The sequence below is a fragment of the Enterococcus sp. 3H8_DIV0648 genome (genome assembly GCF_002140655.1).
Lineage (GTDB): Bacteria > Bacillota > Bacilli > Lactobacillales > Enterococcaceae > Enterococcus_A > Enterococcus_A hulanensis.
Window position 1 is genome coordinate 1,708,131 of record NZ_NGLG01000001.1, and the last position, 18,639, is coordinate 1,726,769.

Genomic DNA, 18,639 nt, shown 5'->3' on the forward strand with positions numbered 1-18,639 from the left:
TTGAAAGGAGTATCTATGCTAAATAAAGAAAGCATCACCAAAAGTTCTCTGCCTAAAGTCAGTCAGGACTACATCGTCGTTGCTCCCCATCAGTTACTGCGTCCCTACATTGCCAACTACACCTTCACCAATCCCAGCACAATGTCCGAACAGCAAACGATATTGCCTACGATCAGTACAACGCTGGTATGCACCTTTCAGGATGGTCAATTTACCGCCCGATGACAACAGTATCAGTGGTTGTCTCGAGGATAGTTTCGGCGTGACTTGGATTATTTCTGCTAGAACAAATTAAAAGATACGTTCGGACCAATAACAAAAAAACGTTATTGGTTTTTTATTAGGATTCTGATTGACCTATCAGGTAAAGCTTGTTACACTTGGATTGACCTAATAGGTAAAGGAGTGAGCATTTTGACTGAAATCAATACGGAAGATGCTAAGATTCAAGGAATTATCAACGCGGCGTTAAAGGAGTTTGCGCAAAGAGGATATGAAGAAGCGTCCACTAATCGAATTGCCAAAGCGGCTGGTATGTCGAAGGCTTTGATGTTTCATTATGTAAAAAGCAAAGAGGAATTACTTTTGATGCTGCTGGATTATTGCCGAAAAACGATTGCGGAGGACTATTTAAATAAGATGGATTTGCAGGAAAAGGATATTTTCGCCCGCCTGCTGCAATCCTACACTTTGCAAATTGAATTAATGAAAAAAAAACCGTGGATCTTTGACTTCACCAATTTGAAGATTGAGACAAACTCGGCGGCGGTCAATCAAAAAATAGCTGCGATGGCAAAAACACAGCAGTCACTTTGTGCCGATGAGCTGTTCGCCTCCATCGATGAATCAAAATTCCGTCCAGAGCTTGATGTTGAGCGCAGCAAACAATTGATCCTTTGGGGAAATATCGGCTTCACCAATGAGATTCTTGCAGAACTGAAAAATACTGACTACGAACAAATCGATTATCAAGCGATCTGCGCCAAACTGACTCAATACCTCGATGATCTCAAGACCGTTTTCTACACGCACTAATTAAATGAAAAAAAGCCTATTCTTAGTTGGAGCGATCTTGATTTTAGCGATGATATATTCGAAGCAGTCCACAGCAAATACCCCTCTGCAGAAAGAAGGTACTACGATGGAAGAAGCTAATATAGCTATCGCTTTTCCTTTGCGCGGTGAATGGTACACCGAAACAAGCCCAGTTGATCGGGTTCCGAGCCATGGGACAGATCGTTTTGGGTTGCGATACGCCTTCGATTTTATTCAGAAGGACCAGCAAAACAGCTCTCATACTGGAAAAGCGGCAAACTATTTTTTAGGCGGCATTCCGCTAGAAAAATATTACTGCTTTGGTCAATCTGTTTTTGCGCCATTTGCCGGTGAGATCGTCACGGTGAAAAACAATACCTCTGATGATGAAAAGGCTGCTTGGATTCATGACCAAACGACAGCCATTCGTCACTCCCTCTTTTTCAATCCAAAGAAGGACGGCTTTGAAGCAATCGCAGGAAATTATATCGTCATCAAACAAGCCGCGGGCATTTACGCAGCTTTTTGCCATTTGCAAAAAGATTCCATCGCGGTTAGCGAAGGCCAGTCAATCCAGCAAGGAGACTACCTTGGCAACGTTGGACATACTGGAAATTCTACCGAGCCCCACTTGCATTTTCAGTTAATGGATTCTGCAATAATCGAAACGGCAAATGGTCTGCCCTTCGTCTTTGCAGCCTATGAAAAATACAATGGACACGCCTGGGAGCTTGTTAAAATGCAATTGCCTGCCGCAGGTGAGCGGATTCGTTCCCTGGACTAAATCTATATAAACCTCAGAGTCAGTAAGCCCTGAGCGATTGAGTAATTAAGAAGTTGAAACTGATGGGATCACGCGTATTCGTGATCGGTCAAAGCTGGTAGCTTACCAGAAAATTGGGTGATTAAGCCGCGACTTCTGAACAGATCGCAGCTGCTTGACACCACAGCAAATAAACTTTTGATGTACTTTTATGCTAAAGCTATTCTTTTGACCCTGCATCAATTGATCCGTTTCAAGAGCCTGCTAATCCTTCTAAGGGTTCCTTGATAAACTGCGCGAATAATTTTTTCGCTTTTTCGGCGATAAAAGAAGTTGCTGCAAATAAACGAGAAGTCAGCTGTTTCCATTCCTTCTTGTCAAAATAGCTTTCAAAATAAATATAATAGCGGCGTAATGCGCGGGTTGTTTTCGTATGCAGCATGATCTTACGAACGACGTCCTTTAGGAAAAATGAAAAATCCGCCGTTCCCAGTTCATCACGAACCTGAAGCGCTATCAAAAGCTTGATCGTTGTATCTTCATCATGGGTTTCTTCGTAATAGTTCCGAATTCGTTTTTCTAAAGTCTTTCTTTTTAGTGAAAATATTTGCTGGTGTGTTAAAAATGTTTCTGTCATAGTACTCCCTCTCTTTCTTTGTTTGTGATCACGCCTAGACTATAATCCTAAGAAATCCCTCCTGTCAAACCCCCTTTTTCTTGAAAAGGACATTTCACAAGCCCAAAGCAGGAGGCTGATTGAATTCTGTCAGTAAAATTTTTATTTTTTTAATTTGCGATTAAAAAAATAAAAAATGTTAAATCTATTCATTTGTGTATCTTATTTTTTGCTTCCGTTGATAAATAGCGTAGAATAACACCTATACAGTGATTCAAGGAGGAACGGTATGGACAATTTGGAGAATTATAGCATCAGAATCGATATTCCTGAAGTGGATGAATACTTGGCCCTGCGCAAGGTTTGCGGGCTGTCTGATCGCGGTAAAGATGCCAGTAAAATAGGACTAAGCAACAGTATTTATTCTGTTATCATTAGAAGAAGCACGGATCAGGAGCTTGTCGGAATGGGCAGACTGATCGGCGATGGCGGGACTGCCTATCAGATTGTTGATATTGCCGTTCATCCTAGCGAGCAGGGAAATGGACTGGCAAAAAACATCATGCAGCTATTGATGACACATATTGAAAATGAAGTTGATCCGCAAGCCTATGTCAATTTGATCGCCGATTGCCCGGCAGATAATCTTTATAAGCAGTTCGGCTTTGTGGAGACCGCACCAGAGAGCTTAGGCATGTATTTGAAGCGATAAGAAAGGCTTCGCGAACTCGCTCAGCTTTTGAGCAATAAGACCAAAATATTTCTAAATTGCTTCTCAAATTTCGAAATATTTTTGCTTATTGCCGATAAAGCTAGTTCGTGAAGCCAGACATGGATATACCCGCTACAAAGCGATTTATTCATGTTGAAATTCTATACTTCCTTTAATGTTAAAAAAACAGGATTCCTATTTTTTAGGACTCCTGTTTTTTGTTTTATTTAGTAAATACCACAAAACCCGGCAACTCAGGATGATCGATCACTAACCCCCTGCGAACAGACCGCGCACCCCAAAAGATCAGCAAATCACCGGCTGACATGAAGATATTAAAGGCCGCCAGTAAGATCAGCTCCGTATTTGGATACAGCAACGACAAGAAATAATACCCGCCTCCCAGTATCGCAACTGGTGCTAATACACCGATTTTATAAGCTTTTGCTCTCAACGCCTCTTTACAATGACAATACGGCATCAGCTCTTTGACGTTAAAACCAAAGCGGATACTTTTCATCCTGCTCTTGGCGTAATTCGCCCAAGCCAGCCCATGAATCAACTCATGAATCGGAAGCGACAAAAGCAATAGAAAAATAAACCTGCGAAAATTGATCTCCCAAAGAGGTGTGGCGTCCGCTCCCCAGCGCCAAAAATAACCAATCACCACCAATACGATAAAGGGCAGCGCCACCAGCATTCCCTGTGAGTCAGTTTCCTTTATCGAAATCGTTTTGTCCTCCTTGCGATAATTCTTTTCCTGCATTTCCTGACAAAGAGCATCAAATTGTTCGTACCTCTGATTCTTTTTCCGCCTTTTCCTAGTCTCCATAATCCTTACCCCCGTTTCCTATGTCCCCACATAGATCAACACTTTTTCTAACCCCCTTTCCGCCATAATATAGGCAGGACTCCGCTCCGTCAAAACCTAAATTCAAAAGTTATTTAACAAAAATAAATTGAAGAATAAAAAAACAGCTAGAAGCAATCTTTCGATCAAGAATTCTAGCTGCTGCTTTAGTATTGTTTTCACGCTCTTCCATAAAATCAAGGGGCTCGCTAGGTCATTTTGCTTCTACTTGAATTCCTGTCATTTCTGCCAAATGAACGTCTGGAACCATCGAATGTCTAACTTGCTGCAAGAAAATGGTTTTAGTGACCGCTTCTAATTCTATATAAAAACCAATCTCCCCTTACCTTTATTATAAATGATTGCTCACTTTTTCACTTGCCATATTTTTGATGATTTCGCAAAAAATTGGGTTTTAAAAAAACAAGAACGCCTCTTTTATCTCCACTCAAAAAGTCGAATAGGTACACTCATTTAAGTGTCTCCATTCGACTTTTGGGGATGAGCCGACTATTGAGGTCCGCTTACCCTATTGAATAAATACAAGATTGGGTATTTCTAATAAGTCCGCCCTTCCTATTGGGGTGATCGGGGCGAACGCGCCAACTTTCCATATACCACCTCCTCGACACTTAATAAACAAGGTTTTCGTTAGTTTTCTTCAATACTTGCAATGATGTTTTCAATATTCATATAACGAAAATCTTCTTGTTTGATAAAAATAATCTGTGCGGTACATTTTTCTCTTTTGATGATTTCTTTTACTTTCTCTTCAGAACGGGCGACCTGCGGCGTCAAAAGTAAAACGTCATAGTCTTTAAAATTTAGTTTTTCTTCGACCCTGCTTATCGGTGCATAATCTATCTCATATGATAGATTTCTTGCTCTGATCGCTTCAAGCATTTTTGATACGAGCAGCGATGCACTGATACCTGCCTCACAAATAATCAGTAGATCCTTATGCATAATATTCTCCTATCTTCTTTATCGGGCAAAGCCAATTGGTGAAAATGCCACATAGGTTAAAATAACAACAACAACCAATACGATAGCAGTCACCTTGGTGTATTTCCAAGGCTCGATATCGACTTTTGTATCGAATGAGTTCAACACAAATTCTCCATCAGGCTTCAATTTGGAAACTACCATCAAAATGATAATGTCTAAAACGAATAATGCCGTCAAAACATAGAGGAAATGGATATTTTGGAAAAACATTTTTGATAATGCGTATAGCACAATATGCACAGCGATCGTCGTTTTTGCCCCGAAAGCGGTTGCTTTTTTTGAATAAAAGGCAAAGAGGATGATCACAAGCAGCGGCATATTGTATAAGCCATTGAATTCCTGAACGAACTGATACAAACCTGCTGGCGCAAAAGAAATGAATGGCGCTACGATAATAGAGATAATCCCCACAACCACTGTCACTGTTTTACCAGCCCGAGCGATTTGTTTGTCATTTGCTTTCTTATTGATAAGCGGTTTATAAAAATCCAGTGAAAACAAGGTTGATGTCGCGTTCAAAGCTCCCGCAAATGATGATAGGATCGCGCCAAAGATAACAGCGGCGAAAATCCCAAAGATCATTTTCGGCAATACTTCACTGACTAAAAAAGGATACGCGTTATCTGGATTTGACATTAAGCTATCCCCAAAAATATTCCGAGCGACGATCCCTGGAAAGACTAGGAACAACGCGCCAAAGATTTTGAAGACGCCGACCATGAACGCCCCTTTTTGTGCCTCAGCTAAATTCTTGCCGGACAACGCTTTTTGAACGATCATTTGATTGGTACACCAGAAATACAGATTGTTAAACAGCATCCCTGTAAATAAGGTCGGCCATGGAACAACAGCCGAGTCGATCGATCCCACAGAGTTAAGCAGCCATGGGGTGTTTACCACAACGTGTTCGATCCCGCCAACAAAGCTGCCGTCACCAAGCTTCATTAAGCCTAAAATTGGGACCAGCAAACCACAAACTAGCAGACCGACGCCATAAATAGAGTCACTATTGGCACTTAACGACAAGCCGCCGATCAGCAGATAGAGAATGCCGACAATACCAATTGCCATCGCTACAATTATAATCGCGACGATCGGCTGGACGCCCAGCAGCTCATCAATATGGAAGATCTTATTGAATACCAGCGATCCAGAATAAAGAACCACGGGTAAGAAGGAAGTCATATAGGTTACAATAAATAAGATCGAAATAATTCGTTTGGTAACTGTATCATAACGAATCTCGATGAAATCTGAGATCGTATTGATGCCGTATTTAAAATATTTTGGCAAGAATATTACAGCCAAGGCTACGATCGCGATCGTAGCTGTTACTTCCCAGGCCATTACTTCCATCCCTGCATGATAACTTTGACCATTTTGTCCGACTATTTGTTCGGTGGACAGGTTCGTCATGATAATCGTGCCGGCGATCGGCAAAGCCGTTAAGCTTCGCCCGCCCATGAAGAAGCCTTCTGATCCAGAAGTATCGACACTTCTGGATCTAGAATAGGCAAACAACCATACACAGATGACAATCACTAGGAAACTGATTATAGAAAAAAGATTCATCGTCTAGCTCCTTTTCAATAGATTAAAGACCGGTGACCTCTCGAATGTAGCTTCTGGCTTTGACTGCATATTCAAATGGATTGGCTTTAGCCGGGTCCTGTTCTGCTTCAACTACGATCCAGCCTTCATAGTCGCTGGCATGAATTGCTGTCCAGATTGGAGTGAAATCAATCATCCCATCACCAGGAACCGTGAAGACGCCTTTCTTCACGCCGTTTAAGAAGCTGTCTTTTTCCTTTTCTACTTCTTCAGCCGTTTCTTGACGAATATCTTTGAAATGGATGTGCTTGATACGATCTTGATGACGGTTATAAACCGCGATTGGATTTTCACCAGAAAAGACCAAATGTCCCGTATCGAACAATAATTTAACTTTGTCTGGATCAGTCATTTCCATTAAACGATCGATTTCTTCCGTTGTTTGAACGCCGGTACCCATGTGATGATGGTAAACGATCTCCATATCCTTTTCGTGGGCCAAATCCCCTAATTTTTCTAATCCTTCCGCCAGTTTTTTCCACTCTTCATCAGTGAAAACTGGTTTATCATCAAAGACTGGCGCTGTCATAATGCCTTGGATACTATGACCCTGCTCAGCTACTACGATGACTTTCGCGCCCATCGCATGTAAGAAATCCCGATGCGCTTTGAAGGCTTCGGCTGTTTCTTCAAAAGGTTTAGTTGTCAAAAACGCACTGAACCATGCACTGGCTACTTTTAAGCCGCGAATACTCAAATATTGTTCCAACACCTCTGGATCTTTTGGATATTTGTTGCCGATCTCTGTTCCGGTGAACCCAGCAAGGGCCATTTCACTGATACATTGTTCAAAGGTATTTTCACTACCAAGCTCCGGCATATCATCATTGGTCCACGCGATTGGTGCGATGGCTAATTGAATTTGTTTGGTCATATTCTCACACTCCTGCTTATTTTTTTAGCTGTACTAAACTCTTCGTATCGAATGATTCTTGACAAGCCAACGCGATCTTAGTTGATTGCAATCCATCTTCTGCATTAACCGCTGGTTGACGTTTTTCTTGAATACATGAGATAAATTCTTGGGCTTCACGAATGAAGGCTTCTCTAAATCGTTCTGGGAAGTTTTGCGAACATGGACGGATGATCCCTTGATCGTTCATGATCGTCACAAGATTTTTCTCAGGCGCTTGTGCTACCCGCAGCATTCCTTTGGTTCCCATGATCTCTGTTTCGACATGATAGCCATGAGCTGCGTTTCTGCCGGCAACTAGTAAAGCCATGGTTTTATCACTCAAGCTCATCATTGCAGCTCCGGTCTCAAGCTCACCAGCCTGATCCAATTCTGGATACGCCGCATTTTTCCCAATCGCCCACACTTGATCGACTTCTTGGCCGGTAAACCAGCGAACCAAATCAATATCATGGATCGCCATATCCAAGAACAAGCCGCCGCTGTCGTTATTCATCGCAAATTTGACAAAGCTTTCTAAGCCTTCGCTCGGATCGATCCCATAACAACGAATCAGTGTGATTTCGCCGATTTCGCCATCTTCTACCATTTTCTTCGCATACTGATACGACTCATCATAGCGGCGCATGAAGCCTAACATGAAGACCTGTTCAGGATGCTCTTCGATGACTTTTTGGGTCTTTTTAATATCTTCAACTTCAAGGCCTAATGGTTTTTCAGTAAAGACATGCTTGCCATTTTCCATCGCCAAGCGGACTTGGTCACAGTGAAAGCCTGATGGTGAAACAATAAAGACTGCATCGATCACGGAACTTTTAACCATTTCTTCATAGCTGGAAAAAGTATGCTTGACGCCTAATTTCTTCTGTGCGAATGCTAATTCTGTTTCAACTAAACTGCACGCAGCCGTAAGCTCACAACCACTGACACCCGTTGCTAAATTTTGTGCATGTACTTTTCCTAATCTTCCTAAACCGACGATGCCTACTCTAATATTGTTCATGAAATACCTCCGTTTTCTGAGAATTACTCATTGTATAGTGCTGGTCGTTCATCCATTTGAATCATTACTTTTGTTTTTGTTTCACGAGACTCATGACAAGCCATCATGGTGATCGCTGCTACATACCCATCCCAAGCGGTAGGACCTACAACCGCATCATTTTTGATCGAATCGATCCACAGCTTGAATTCATAATCATAGGCATCCAAGAAGCGAGTCTGCCAATCTGGTGAAACAGGTGTGTAATTTTTTTCTTCTGATTTAATTCGTGTATAGGCTGGGTCCGTCATTCCTACTTCTGCCGTTTCGAAAACCACATCACATTTAATATCGTAGCCAAAGCGGCAATTCACAAAGATTTCCAAATCAATCGTTACACCGGATTTTGTTTGAAAGATCAGCAGCTGCGGATCATGCAAATCGGCATGGGAGTTGCTGGTTTTCTTAGGCAAGATCATTTGAACAGATTCATAGTCTTCATTTAGCAACCAGCGAAGCACATCAATCTCATGAATCGCGGTGTTGCTGATCGCCATCGGTGTCGTGTAGTTTTCATCCGCGCTAGGATTTCTATGGGCACAATGCATCATCAATGCTTCTCCGTATTGCTTCGATTCGATTGCTTCTTTCAGTTCAATGTAGCCGCGGTCATAGCGGCGCATGAAGCCGACCTGAACCAATTTCTTCCCATAAGCAACTTCCGCATCAACGATCCGGCGGCAGCCTGCTGCATCCATCGCTAATGGTTTTTCACAGAAAACATATTTCCCGTGCTTGATTGCTTCTAACACATACTGTTCATGGGTCGGGTCCCAAGAAGTCACAACAACGACATCCACATCTTCAGAAGCGATCAATGCTTCTCCGGTTTCAAAGAATTTAGCATCGACACGTTTGGCAACCTCTTTAGCAGCTTTTACATTGATATCTGAGACTGCTGTCACATAAGCACCTTGTGTTTTCTGATTGATCCTGTCGATATGCTCGATGCCGATTGCACCTGTTCCGATAACGCCTACTTTTACTCTCAATTACTTATCCCCCTGTTCTGTTGTTTAAGCACACCTAGTATGCGCTTACAAAATTATTCCTGTGTAGCTTTTATTCTTAAAAGGTAGAGCCTCTCTTTGCTCCGCCTTTTACTACCCATAAGCTTGTACGTATAATTCCTTTATTTGACTATGACTAGGCACCTTTTTATTATTTTGCGGACTTCCGCTGGCCAAGGCATCCGCGGCCATTTTGTCTAAGGCTGCCATAAACGCTTGCTGATCAATACCATAATCTCGGATCGTTGGGATCGACAGCTGCTCACAGAGTTCTTGGATCTTTTTAATCAGATACTCCGCAGCCTCTTCCGTCGATAATTCTTCGGCTGCCGGATAAATAAATCTGGCGATCGCCGCTAACTCAGCCTGAATAGCATCCTTTGAGAATTCTAAAAAGACTGGCAATAACATCGCATTTGATATCCCATGAGGAATGTGAAAAAGTGCCCCCACCGGTCGACTCATTCCATGAATCAATGTGACTGACGCATTCGAAAAAGCAATCCCCGCCTCAGTTGAAGCTAAGCTCATTTGTTCTCTGGCTTCAGTGTCGTCGCCATTTTCGTATGCCTGAGAAAGCGTGTTCAAAATTTTCTTCATCGCTTCTAGGGAAAATAGTCGTGTCACCTCATTGGCTTTGACCGATACATAGGATTCCAGCGCGTGACATAAGGCATCGACTCCGGTCGCCGCGGTTACTTTCGGCGGCACAGTTTTCGTGAAATCAGAATCGACGATTGAAATCTGAGGCATGAAAACGAGATCCTTCATCATCATTTTGACCGCCGTTTTTGTATTGGTAATAACTGCGACATCGGTCACTTCCGATCCAGTCCCCGCAGTTGTTGGAACAGCAATCAGTGGAATGCCCGCTTGCAGCTGATCAAAATTCTTTGCATGAATCGCTTCGAGACTTAATTGATTAGCAGCCAAAACGGCTACCACCTTGGCTGTATCCAGACAGCTGCCGCCGCCAAAAGCAATGATATGATCACATTCATGCTTTTGAAACAGCTTCAACGCGTCAGAGACATTTTCTTGTGTCGGTTCGGCTTGAATGTCTGTATACTCGGCTAACTGATCACTTGTTTTTCCTAACAGCTCCTTGACCTTTTGCAGATGTCCTGTTTGCTGCATAACCGTATCACTAATGATTAACGGCTTGTTGCCTAATTTTTCTGATTCTTCCATAAGAAATTGGATCGTTCCCCCGCCTATTCTTAAATTGGCAGGCATTTTCAGTTGAATATTCACAGAAAAAACCTCTTTCTGGCTAATCGCCTATATCAGAATCCTCGAAGCTCTTTGACAGAGCTTCGAAGCAAATCTTTATATCTCACTTTGCGCATAACGAGCTGTAACTACTTTTCGATGGGTATAAAATTCAACACTGTCTTTGCCATTGGCATGCAGATCGCCAAAGAAAGAGTGCTTCCAGCCAGAAAAGGCAAACCAAGCCATCGGCGCCGGTACGCCAAGATTGATTCCCAGCATCCCAGCATCAACATTTTCTCTAAAGTAGCGAATCGCTGATGCGTTGTTGGTATACAGACACGAACCGTTCGCAAATTCAGATTCATTCGTCAGCTCAACCGCTGCCTTTAAATCTTTCACCCGCACGATCGATGCCACTGGGGCAAAAATCTCATCCTGCCAGATTTTCATATCCATCGTGACATTGTCAAAAATCGTAGGTCCCACGAAATAACCTTTTTCTGGAATATTTTCGCGACCATCTAGCAATAGATCCGCCCCTTCATCGACCCCTTTTTGAATATAGTCAAAGGTTCGCTGCTGCGCTTCTTTTCGAATGACTGGTCCTAAGAAGACCCCTTCATCCAAGCCGTTGCCGATCTTGACTGCTTTTGCCGCAGTCTTAAATTTTTCAACAAACTGATCCGCGATCGCCTCTTCCAAAACGATGACAGAAGCTGCCATGCAACGTTCGCCAGCAGAACCATAAGCTCCGCCAATAAGGTCTTTGACTGCTCGATCAATGTTGGCATCCTTCAACACAACAACATGGTTTTTCGCTCCAGTCAATGCTTGTACCCGTTTCAGATTTTTTGTGCCTTCGCGGTAAACATATTCACCGACATTTTTTGACCCTACGAAGCTGATCCCTTTTACTAACGGATCTTGCAACAACGTGTTAACAACATCATGGGCACCATAAACAACGTTGAAAACACCGCTTGGAAATCCTGCTTCTTCGATCAGCTCAACAATTTTTTCCATCAATAACGGCGTTTTTTCTGAAGGCTTCAGCACCACCGTATTTCCTGCCGCCAGCGCCATCGGGAAGATCCAGAAGGGCACCATCATTGGAAAATTAAACGGTGTGATCCCGCCAATTACTCCGATCGGGTAACGGTAATTCGTGATCTCAATATCAGTCGCCGCTGTCGACAAGGAATCTCCCATAATTAAATTAGTGATTCCCGCTGCGTGTTCGACATTTTCGATTCCTCGCTGAACTTCTCCCAGCGACTCGGAAAATGATTTCCCATTTTCCAGCGTAATCAAACGTGCCAATTCGCTCTTATGTTCTGTTAAAAGCTGATGCAGCTTGAAAAGATAACGTCCGCGAACTGGAACCGGAACTTTTTTCCAAGTTTGAAAGGCAGCATCAGCAGCTCTGACTGCTTCGGCCGTTTCTGTTTTGCTGGATAATGGTACATTCACCAGTGCTTCTTCTGTTGCCGGATTGACGACTTCTTCAAATTCTGTTGCCCGACTTGCAACCCAGCGACCATCAATATAATTTCTTAAAAATCTTGTCATTTATTTTCCTCCTAAAAACCTAACTAAACCTTATGTGTCTGACAGCGAAATAACTACTTGCGCTGCAAGATCCATTCGTGCTTCTTTTCATTGTGGAATTTCCAAATTCGCTCAGGTCCTGCCATCACATTTAAATAGTAGGAAGTATACCCGTCTGCTACTCCAACTGGATGATAGCCCTTAGGAACTTCGACGACATTTTGATGCTCCACCGTCATCGTTTCATCTAACGAACGGTCCTCTGTGTATATTCGTTGAAAGACAAACCCTTGCTCTGGATCAAGCTCATGATAATAAGTTTCCTCTAAAAAGGACTCATGAGGCAGATTCTCTTGATCATGCTTATGAGGAGGATAGCTGGAAAAATTGCCGCCCTCGGTATAAACTTCGACCACCAGCAGGCTGCTGGCAGTATCGACATTGTCCGGTAAAATATTATGGACGAGCCGTTTATTCTGATAGAGTCCGCGTTCTTCGACGGTATTATCCTCTGCACGAATCACACATACCGGCAACGCTTTTTTCGCTGGCGAATAGCAAAGTGCCAATCGGACATTGTCTGTAGTTGCCACAAGTTCAAACGAGTGCTCCACCGGAAGATAAATGCTGTCGGTTGGAATCTTCTCAAAAACAGATTCTCGTGTTCCTAAATCTTCATACCAAGTGTCTGCTGCTTTAACCTTAATTTTCCCGGTCAAAACGACGATGCAGACCTCCAGTTGACTGCCGATTTCCTTGTAAGAAGCACCCTTTTCCGGCTCCAAAATCTGAAATTCGATATAACTCAAATCAGAATTAGACTGCCGAATATTTTGGATTTGTTTTACTCCAGGTGCTAGTTCCTTTATTAATGGTTGATGCTTCAATGTCTTTTCCAATCAATCCACTCCTTATTTTCAATCACAAAAAGCAATATTTAATACTTTCTGATAGTAGCAAGTTTCGCTTGCTTGGCTTTGTAAGCCTCCTGCACAGCTGCTTTACCCGATACCTCTGAGATACCGACGTTCCACCAGCTGCCGTCGTAGCCGTCTGTCATGGTTTTAGGAAGTACCTTTATCTCAATCAGCGTCGATCGTGTTTGCTTCTTCGCATCCTCGACCGCTGCTTGTAACTCTGCAATCGAGTTTACCCGATACGTTTTTGCGCCATAGCCTTCAGCAACTTTGGCGTAATCGATGTTCATGATCTCGTCCTTGGTATTTCTGAATTCGGTTCCTTGGCTAGCTCCGCCGTTATCCATCTGTAAATTATTGATACAGCCGAAACCAGAATTATCGAAAAGTACAATGTTGATTTTTTTATCATATTGCAAACTAGAAACCAGCTCGCTATGCAGCATCAAGAAACTGCCGTCGCCTACTAAGGCATAGACCTCTTGTTCTGGTCGAGCCATTCGTACGCCCATCGCACCAGCGATTTCATAGCCCATACAAGAATAACCGTATTCCAAATGATAGGTATTCTCCTTCACAGGATTCCATAGGCGCTGCATATCACCCGGCAATGAACCGGCTGAACCAATCACGATCGCGTCTTCATCAACAAAATCATTTAAATGAATGAAGACCTCTGTTTGCGTCAAATTCGTAGCCAACGCATCGGCATATTCATTCAAGATTTCTTGAGAAAAATGATCTTTGATTTCTGGCGTAAAATCTTTACGCTTAAAATGCGCAGCTTTCAACCGATTTCGCTCACTGATCCATTCTTCCTTCAGTTCATTGATCTTCTCGCCATAGGCGGTTTGATAGCCTTCGATCATTGGAGCAAGCTGCTCCAATGTCGCTTTTGCATCACCAACCACTTGAAAGGCTTCCAATTTAGCGGCCTGTTGTCTGCTTACGTTAATATTCATCATTTTCGCTTGTTCAAAATTAAAAATACTTTTAGAAGCTGACGTAAAATCAGTGTAGCGTGTGCCAATCCCAATAATCAGATCCGCTTGCTGCACAGCTTTATTAGCAGCCGAAGTTCCCAAAATCCCCATTCCGCCGAGATTGTTTTTAAATTTCCACGAAACAGTCGATTTACCTGCGTGCGTTTCAACTAACGGAATCTGACAATCTCTTGAGATTTGTTCAAGAATCTCACCAGCCTCCGAATATTTGCAGCCGCCTCCAACGATGATGACAGGTCGTTTGCTGTCCTTTATTCGTTGACTCGCTCCAGCAAGCTCACGAGCGGTCGGAATCCTGCGATCAATATAATGTACTCTTTTTTTGAAAAATTCCTCCGGATAGTCATAGGCTTCTGCCTCCACATCCTGCGGCAGACAAATCGTTGCCGGGCCCATCGTTGCCGGGTTCGTCATGACTTCAAAGGCCCGCAATAACGCAGACATCAACTGCTCTGGTCGATTGATGCGATCCCAGTAGCGAGAAACAGCTTGAAATGCATCATTTGTCGAAAAGGCTACGCTGCCTGCATGTTCCAGCTGCTGCAAGACCGGATCAGGCTGACGTGTAGCAAACGTATCCGCCGGTAAAAAAAGTACGGGGATATTATTTGCGAATGCCGTACCCGCTGCTGTTAACAGATTGGCCGCGCCCGGTCCAGCAGATGTTGATACGGCAAAAATTTTCTTGCGTAAATTCTGTCTGGCAAAGGCAGTAGCCGCGTGGGCCATCCCCTGCTCATTTTTTCCGCTATAGCTTTTCAAATGTCCGGGCTCTAATTCCAGCGCCTGACCGATCCCCAAAACATTTCCGTGACCATAGACATGAAAGATCCCTTCAACATAAGGCGTTTCTTTGCCGTCGATGCTGATGTATTGTTGATTCAAAAATTTTAGTAATGCTTGTGCTGTTGTTAAACAAACCGTCTTTTCCATTTTCTTCACCTTAAATCCGAGCGATCATTTCGCCGTATATTTCTTTCTCCAATGTAATAAAATCTTTTACCTCCTGAGTCGTCGGTAAAGAATCTGAACAGTTATTGCTTTTGACCATCATTGACGCTTCCGCTGATCCAAACTCTAAACAATCAATAATCTCCCAGCCTTCGAATAAACCGTATAAGAAACCCGAGCCATAACCATCTCCGCCGCCAAAGCCTTTGCGTGCTTCCACCGGAAACGGCTTGATTGAAAACTGCTGCTGATCAGCCGTATAAGCAGTCGATCCTTTCATTCCATGTTTGATTACGACAATCTCAGCACCACAACTGTGCCAAAAAGCAGCGCTTTCATTATCTGACATGTTAGGCTGGATCAATTTCTCTGTTAAATCGAACTCTTCTCTTGAACCCATGATAATGTCTGATTCCTTAGCGATCATCGAATAGTAAATTGAAATATCATCATTGTTCTTCCAGTTATAAGCGCGGTAATCAATATCAAAAATAATTTTGACATTATTCCTTTTCGCCAGCATCACTGCCTTGATTACGGCTTCTCTGGACGGGCTCTCTGCTAGTGCAGTGCCTGAGATTAATAGCGCTTTTGACCGTTTCAAGTAGTCCTCATCAATATCCTCAACACTAAGCTGCAGGTCTGCGGCTTGATTTCGATACATCAAAATATTGCTTTCCTTTGATGAGAGCATTTCAGTAAAGGTCAGCCCCAGCTTTTCACCATGCTGCGCTTTGCTGATCTGAGACGTATCGATGCCTTGTTCATTGAAATAATCGATCACATATTCGCCGAACTGATCGTCCGAGACTGTTCCGATAAAACCAGCTTTCATGCCATGTTTGGTAACACCCACAGCAATATTGGCAGGAGATCCGCCCACAAATTTTTCAAACATATGGACCTTTTTCAACGGTTTAAACTCTTCTTTGACTTGATCATTGTAGGCAGGATTAAAATCGATAGCGACTCTTCCTAAAAGCAGCAAGTCAAATTCTTTTGATTGGTCAAACTTTATATAACTCAATATATCCACCTCTTTATCCGTTCTTCTATTTCTGAGGCAAGTATAGCACGCTAAAACACAGCGTGCAATATTTATTTTCGCACGCACGATTGCGTGCCATTTGAAAATAACGACAAAAAAAGCGTGAATCGCCTTACATCACGATTCACGCCTAGATTAAATATTGTATTTTGTCTTAATAATTATATCAGTAAATAGCGCATCCTTTGTAACCGTTTTATTATTTTGCAGCTGATTCGCTAACATCAGTAATGAACGATAGCCTTGAGTAAATCCATCTTGATCGATTAGAAAATCAACCCGATCGTTTTTCAACATCTCAATATTGTTCTTAGTCAAATCATAAATGATTACATAGGGCCGCTTGCTTTCATCGATTTTTTCCAACGCTCGGGCAATTCCCGCTTGTCCGCCAGAAAAGACGACTACGCCATCTAAGTTTGAATAATTCTCCAAGGTGTTGCTTAAAATCTTTTCAACCTCAGCGCTTGAATCAAAGCTGCTCTGAACACCCGTCAGCTCCAGTTCAGGAAACGACTCTTTCAATTCTTCAACAAAGCCTGCCACTCGTAAGCTGTTGACGCTATTTCCAAAGTAGCCGGTAATCGCTAGAACCTTGCCCTTTCCTTTCGTCAGCATACCTAGTAATCCCGCAGCCGTTTTTCCGCTTTTGAAGTTGTCCATCCCAACAAAACACTGCCGATTCGTACCTAGAATATCCGAGTTAAAAGTGATGATGAGGATGCCCTGATCGGTCAATTGATTAATTTTTTCTCTGATGCCATCACTATCTACTGGCATGATCGCGATCCCTTTAACTCCAAGCTCCACCAATCGATCCAACGCCTGCAGCTGGGCCGCTTCATCGACACCGTCTACCTCTTCTAAAAAACAATCAATGTTTCGCTTTTTCAAATCCCCGATAATAGATTCCAGACCTGATCGGATCGGGATCATAAAAGAAGATTTCGCCAATTGCGTGACAATCCCCAGCTTGAGCGTTGTCTCTTTTATGACCTTCTTTTTCTTTGGAACATAGTTCATTTCCTTGGCGATTGCTTTGATTCTTTCTGCAACCTCAGGATTGATCCTTCCTCGATCGTTCAATGCCCGATCCACTGTCCCCCTTGACACTCCTGCTTTCTCAGCTATTTCTTTAATTGTACCCGCCATCTTGCCTCTCCTTTTTTCCTATTGTGTTTATTTTATCACAAAACAAAAAAGCACGCAATTATGCGTGCTTTTAATGGTGATTGATTCATTCCGTCAGCCTTTACCCAAGCTTCTGATTGATCCGCTCAATCTCTCGTTTGTATTTCAAATAATAAAAAATCCAGATACCAAAGAAAATAAGGAAAAAGGTCACAGACGCGGATAAGACGACATGCCATCTAAAAGGAAACCACTGATTTACCCCGGCTGCGATCATAAAGGCAATAAAGCTTCCGCCCATATGGATCAATGTCTGCGCTAATAACGACAGCCTCTTCACATCATAAATCAAGCTCAGCAAACCAATCACCACCGATAGTAAAATAAAGCTCACCACGATTTTTCTGACCCCGCTATCCGCAAAAATAAATGCAAACAGCATACAGATGGTACTGCCGAAGCCAATTGATTGGGCCAGCATTTTGATTATTTTTTTCATTGTGCCTTCCTCCTTTGAACACCAAGCTGAAGTTTCAACTGATCAACAAAACGCCGAGAAACAGTAATTTTCTGTCCATTCTTCAAATAAGCATACAGGCTGCCGGAAAAGGCGACCTCCAGCTTTTGAATCTTCTTCGTATTAACTAATGCCGATTTTGAAACCTGTAAAAATTGCTCAGCAGGAAGTTCTTCCTTTAACGAAGCCAATGATTTACGGATCGAATACTGCTCATTTTCTGTAAACAATGTCACGATTTTATTGAATACTTCCAAATAAATGATTTCTGATTTATTTAACAGGATGATTTCATCCTTCACTTTGATCACCAACTGATCCTCTTGATACGTCTCCAATCGACTAGCGATTTGATCGGCCAACTTCTCTTCCGCTGCTCGAATGCGAACCTCCGGAGCTATCCAATTTTTCCCGATCTCTATTTGAAGCTTCAATCCTTTAAACATCTGCCTCCCCCCTCAATATCCTTATAATAATCGATTTCCTGTATAGAAAATAGACCTTTTCCCTTTCCGGTATAAGGGGCGGCCTATCCGGTAAAATAAGAAAGGCTTCGCGAACTCGCTCAGCTTTTGAGCAATAAGACCAAAATATTTCTAAATTGCTTCTCAAATTTCGAAATATTTTTGCTTATTGCCGATAAAGCTAGTTCGTGAAGCCAGACATGGAGATACCCGCTACAAAGCGATTTATTCATCTGAAAATTTTATACTTACTTTATAGATTCAGGTGTCAAAAGTCTTATGAC

At 42.6% G+C, this 18,639-nt stretch carries 19 protein-coding genes; 4 read left to right on the forward strand and 15 right to left on the reverse strand.

From position 1 onward, the window contains the following. The 3 genes from A5875_RS07915 to A5875_RS07925 all read left to right on the forward strand — a co-directional run bounded on the left by A5875_RS07915 (position 1) and on the right by A5875_RS07925 (position 1,819). The gene (locus tag A5875_RS07915) at positions 1–225 is read left to right on the forward strand and encodes a hypothetical protein (RefSeq protein ID WP_254911861.1); all 225 of its coding nucleotides are present in this window, start codon (positions 1–3) and stop codon (positions 223–225) included. A gap of 189 nt (positions 226–414) precedes the next feature. Continuing rightward, positions 415–1,035: a TetR/AcrR family transcriptional regulator gene (locus A5875_RS07920; RefSeq protein WP_088933091.1), complete on the forward strand. Its 621-nt coding sequence runs from the start codon at positions 415–417 to the stop codon at positions 1,033–1,035. Positions 1,036–1,141: 106 nt separating this feature from the next. Beyond that, the gene (locus A5875_RS07925) at positions 1,142–1,819 is read left to right on the forward strand and encodes a M23 family metallopeptidase (RefSeq protein ID WP_242551224.1); all 678 of its coding nucleotides are present in this window, start codon (positions 1,142–1,144) and stop codon (positions 1,817–1,819) included. A gap of 232 nt (positions 1,820–2,051) precedes the next feature. Here A5875_RS07925 and A5875_RS07930 read toward each other — a convergent pair whose 3' ends face one another. Next, positions 2,052–2,435: a hypothetical protein gene (locus tag A5875_RS07930; protein WP_088933093.1), complete on the reverse strand. Its 384-nt coding sequence runs from the start codon at positions 2,433–2,435 to the stop codon at positions 2,052–2,054. 277 nt (positions 2,436–2,712) lie between these two features. On the opposite strand from A5875_RS07930, the gene A5875_RS07935 reads away from it, so the two are divergent. Then, entirely contained in the window at positions 2,713–3,126 is a 414-nt protein-coding gene (locus A5875_RS07935) for a GNAT family N-acetyltransferase (RefSeq protein ID WP_088934657.1), read from the forward strand. 223 nt (positions 3,127–3,349) lie between these two features. Here A5875_RS07935 and A5875_RS07940 read toward each other — a convergent pair whose 3' ends face one another. The 14 genes from A5875_RS07940 to A5875_RS08005 form a co-directional block, all read right to left on the reverse strand. Beyond that, a complete protein-coding gene (locus A5875_RS07940) occupies positions 3,350–3,958 on the reverse strand; it encodes a DUF3267 domain-containing protein (RefSeq protein WP_176244637.1) in 609 nt (202 codons plus the stop codon). A gap of 669 nt (positions 3,959–4,627) precedes the next feature. After that, positions 4,628–4,942, reverse strand: coding sequence for a PTS sugar transporter subunit IIB (locus A5875_RS07945; RefSeq protein ID WP_088933095.1), 315 nt, complete (start codon positions 4,940–4,942; stop codon positions 4,628–4,630). Positions 4,943–4,960: 18 nt separating this feature from the next. After that, on the reverse strand, positions 4,961–6,556 hold the full coding sequence (locus A5875_RS07950) for a solute:sodium symporter family transporter (RefSeq protein WP_088933096.1): 1,596 nt from the start codon (positions 6,554–6,556) through the stop codon (positions 4,961–4,963). Positions 6,557–6,578: 22 nt separating this feature from the next. Next, positions 6,579–7,469: a myo-inosose-2 dehydratase gene (iolE, locus tag A5875_RS07955; RefSeq protein WP_088933097.1), complete on the reverse strand. Its 891-nt coding sequence runs from the start codon at positions 7,467–7,469 to the stop codon at positions 6,579–6,581. 16 nt (positions 7,470–7,485) lie between these two features. Then, positions 7,486–8,511 carry an inositol 2-dehydrogenase gene (gene iolG, locus A5875_RS07960; protein WP_088933098.1) on the reverse strand — a complete coding sequence of 342 codons (1,026 nt, stop codon included), beginning with the start codon at positions 8,509–8,511 and terminating at the stop codon, positions 7,486–7,488. Between the two features lie 23 nt (positions 8,512–8,534). Beyond that, positions 8,535–9,542: a Gfo/Idh/MocA family protein gene (locus A5875_RS07965; protein WP_002302384.1), complete on the reverse strand. Its 1,008-nt coding sequence runs from the start codon at positions 9,540–9,542 to the stop codon at positions 8,535–8,537. A gap of 111 nt (positions 9,543–9,653) precedes the next feature. Continuing rightward, positions 9,654–10,814: an iron-containing alcohol dehydrogenase gene (locus tag A5875_RS07970; protein ID WP_088933099.1), complete on the reverse strand. Its 1,161-nt coding sequence runs from the start codon at positions 10,812–10,814 to the stop codon at positions 9,654–9,656. Between the two features lie 75 nt (positions 10,815–10,889). Further along, positions 10,890–12,344 (reverse strand): CoA-acylating methylmalonate-semialdehyde dehydrogenase, encoded by a 1,455-nt coding sequence (locus tag A5875_RS07975; RefSeq protein WP_088933100.1) that lies wholly within the window; start codon positions 12,342–12,344, stop codon positions 10,890–10,892. A 53-nt stretch (positions 12,345–12,397) separates the two neighbouring features. Then, complete coding sequence (gene iolB / locus A5875_RS07980; RefSeq protein WP_088933101.1) at positions 12,398–13,222, reverse strand: 5-deoxy-glucuronate isomerase; 825 nt, start codon at positions 13,220–13,222, stop codon at positions 12,398–12,400. 38 nt (positions 13,223–13,260) lie between these two features. Continuing rightward, complete coding sequence (gene iolD / locus A5875_RS07985) at positions 13,261–15,177, reverse strand: 3D-(3,5/4)-trihydroxycyclohexane-1,2-dione acylhydrolase (decyclizing) (RefSeq protein ID WP_088933102.1); 1,917 nt, start codon at positions 15,175–15,177, stop codon at positions 13,261–13,263. Positions 15,178–15,187: 10 nt separating this feature from the next. Next, positions 15,188–16,222 carry a 5-dehydro-2-deoxygluconokinase gene (gene iolC, locus A5875_RS07990; RefSeq protein ID WP_002305505.1) on the reverse strand — a complete coding sequence of 345 codons (1,035 nt, stop codon included), beginning with the start codon at positions 16,220–16,222 and terminating at the stop codon, positions 15,188–15,190. Positions 16,223–16,378: 156 nt separating this feature from the next. Continuing rightward, a complete protein-coding gene (locus A5875_RS07995) occupies positions 16,379–17,395 on the reverse strand; it encodes a LacI family DNA-binding transcriptional regulator (RefSeq protein WP_088933103.1) in 1,017 nt (338 codons plus the stop codon). A gap of 100 nt (positions 17,396–17,495) precedes the next feature. Next, complete coding sequence (locus tag A5875_RS08000; RefSeq protein WP_088933104.1) at positions 17,496–17,873, reverse strand: DUF3021 domain-containing protein; 378 nt, start codon at positions 17,871–17,873, stop codon at positions 17,496–17,498. Continuing rightward, a complete protein-coding gene (locus A5875_RS08005) occupies positions 17,870–18,337 on the reverse strand; it encodes a LytTR family DNA-binding domain-containing protein (RefSeq protein ID WP_088933105.1) in 468 nt (155 codons plus the stop codon). Before A5875_RS08005 ends, A5875_RS08000 begins: the two co-directional genes overlap by 4 nt. Between the last annotated feature and the right edge of the window lie 302 nt (positions 18,338–18,639).

Bases quoted from the DNA above. Each gene is read 5' to 3' on its own strand.
- A5875_RS07925 (WP_242551224.1), top strand. From the start codon at position 1,142: ATGGAAGAAGCTAATATAGCTATCGCTTTTCCTTTGCGCGGTGAATGG.
- A5875_RS07930 (WP_088933093.1), bottom strand. From the start codon at position 2,435: ATGACAGAAACATTTTTAACACACCAGCAAATATTTTCACTAAAAAGA.
- A5875_RS07940 (WP_176244637.1), bottom strand. From the start codon at position 3,958: ATGGAGACTAGGAAAAGGCGGAAAAAGAATCAGAGGTACGAACAATTT.
- A5875_RS07945 (WP_088933095.1), bottom strand. From the start codon at position 4,942: ATGCATAAGGATCTACTGATTATTTGTGAGGCAGGTATCAGTGCATCG.
- A5875_RS07950 (WP_088933096.1), bottom strand. From the start codon at position 6,556: ATGAATCTTTTTTCTATAATCAGTTTCCTAGTGATTGTCATCTGTGTA.
- iolE (WP_088933097.1), bottom strand. From the start codon at position 7,469: ATGACCAAACAAATTCAATTAGCCATCGCACCAATCGCGTGGACCAAT.
- iolG (WP_088933098.1), bottom strand. From the start codon at position 8,511: ATGAACAATATTAGAGTAGGCATCGTCGGTTTAGGAAGATTAGGAAAA.
- A5875_RS07975 (WP_088933100.1), bottom strand. From the start codon at position 12,344: ATGACAAGATTTTTAAGAAATTATATTGATGGTCGCTGGGTTGCAAGT.
- iolD (WP_088933102.1), bottom strand. From the start codon at position 15,177: ATGGAAAAGACGGTTTGTTTAACAACAGCACAAGCATTACTAAAATTT.
- A5875_RS07995 (WP_088933103.1), bottom strand. From the start codon at position 17,395: ATGGCGGGTACAATTAAAGAAATAGCTGAGAAAGCAGGAGTGTCAAGG.
- A5875_RS08000 (WP_088933104.1), bottom strand. From the start codon at position 17,873: ATGAAAAAAATAATCAAAATGCTGGCCCAATCAATTGGCTTCGGCAGT.
- A5875_RS08005 (WP_088933105.1), bottom strand. From the start codon at position 18,337: ATGTTTAAAGGATTGAAGCTTCAAATAGAGATCGGGAAAAATTGGATA.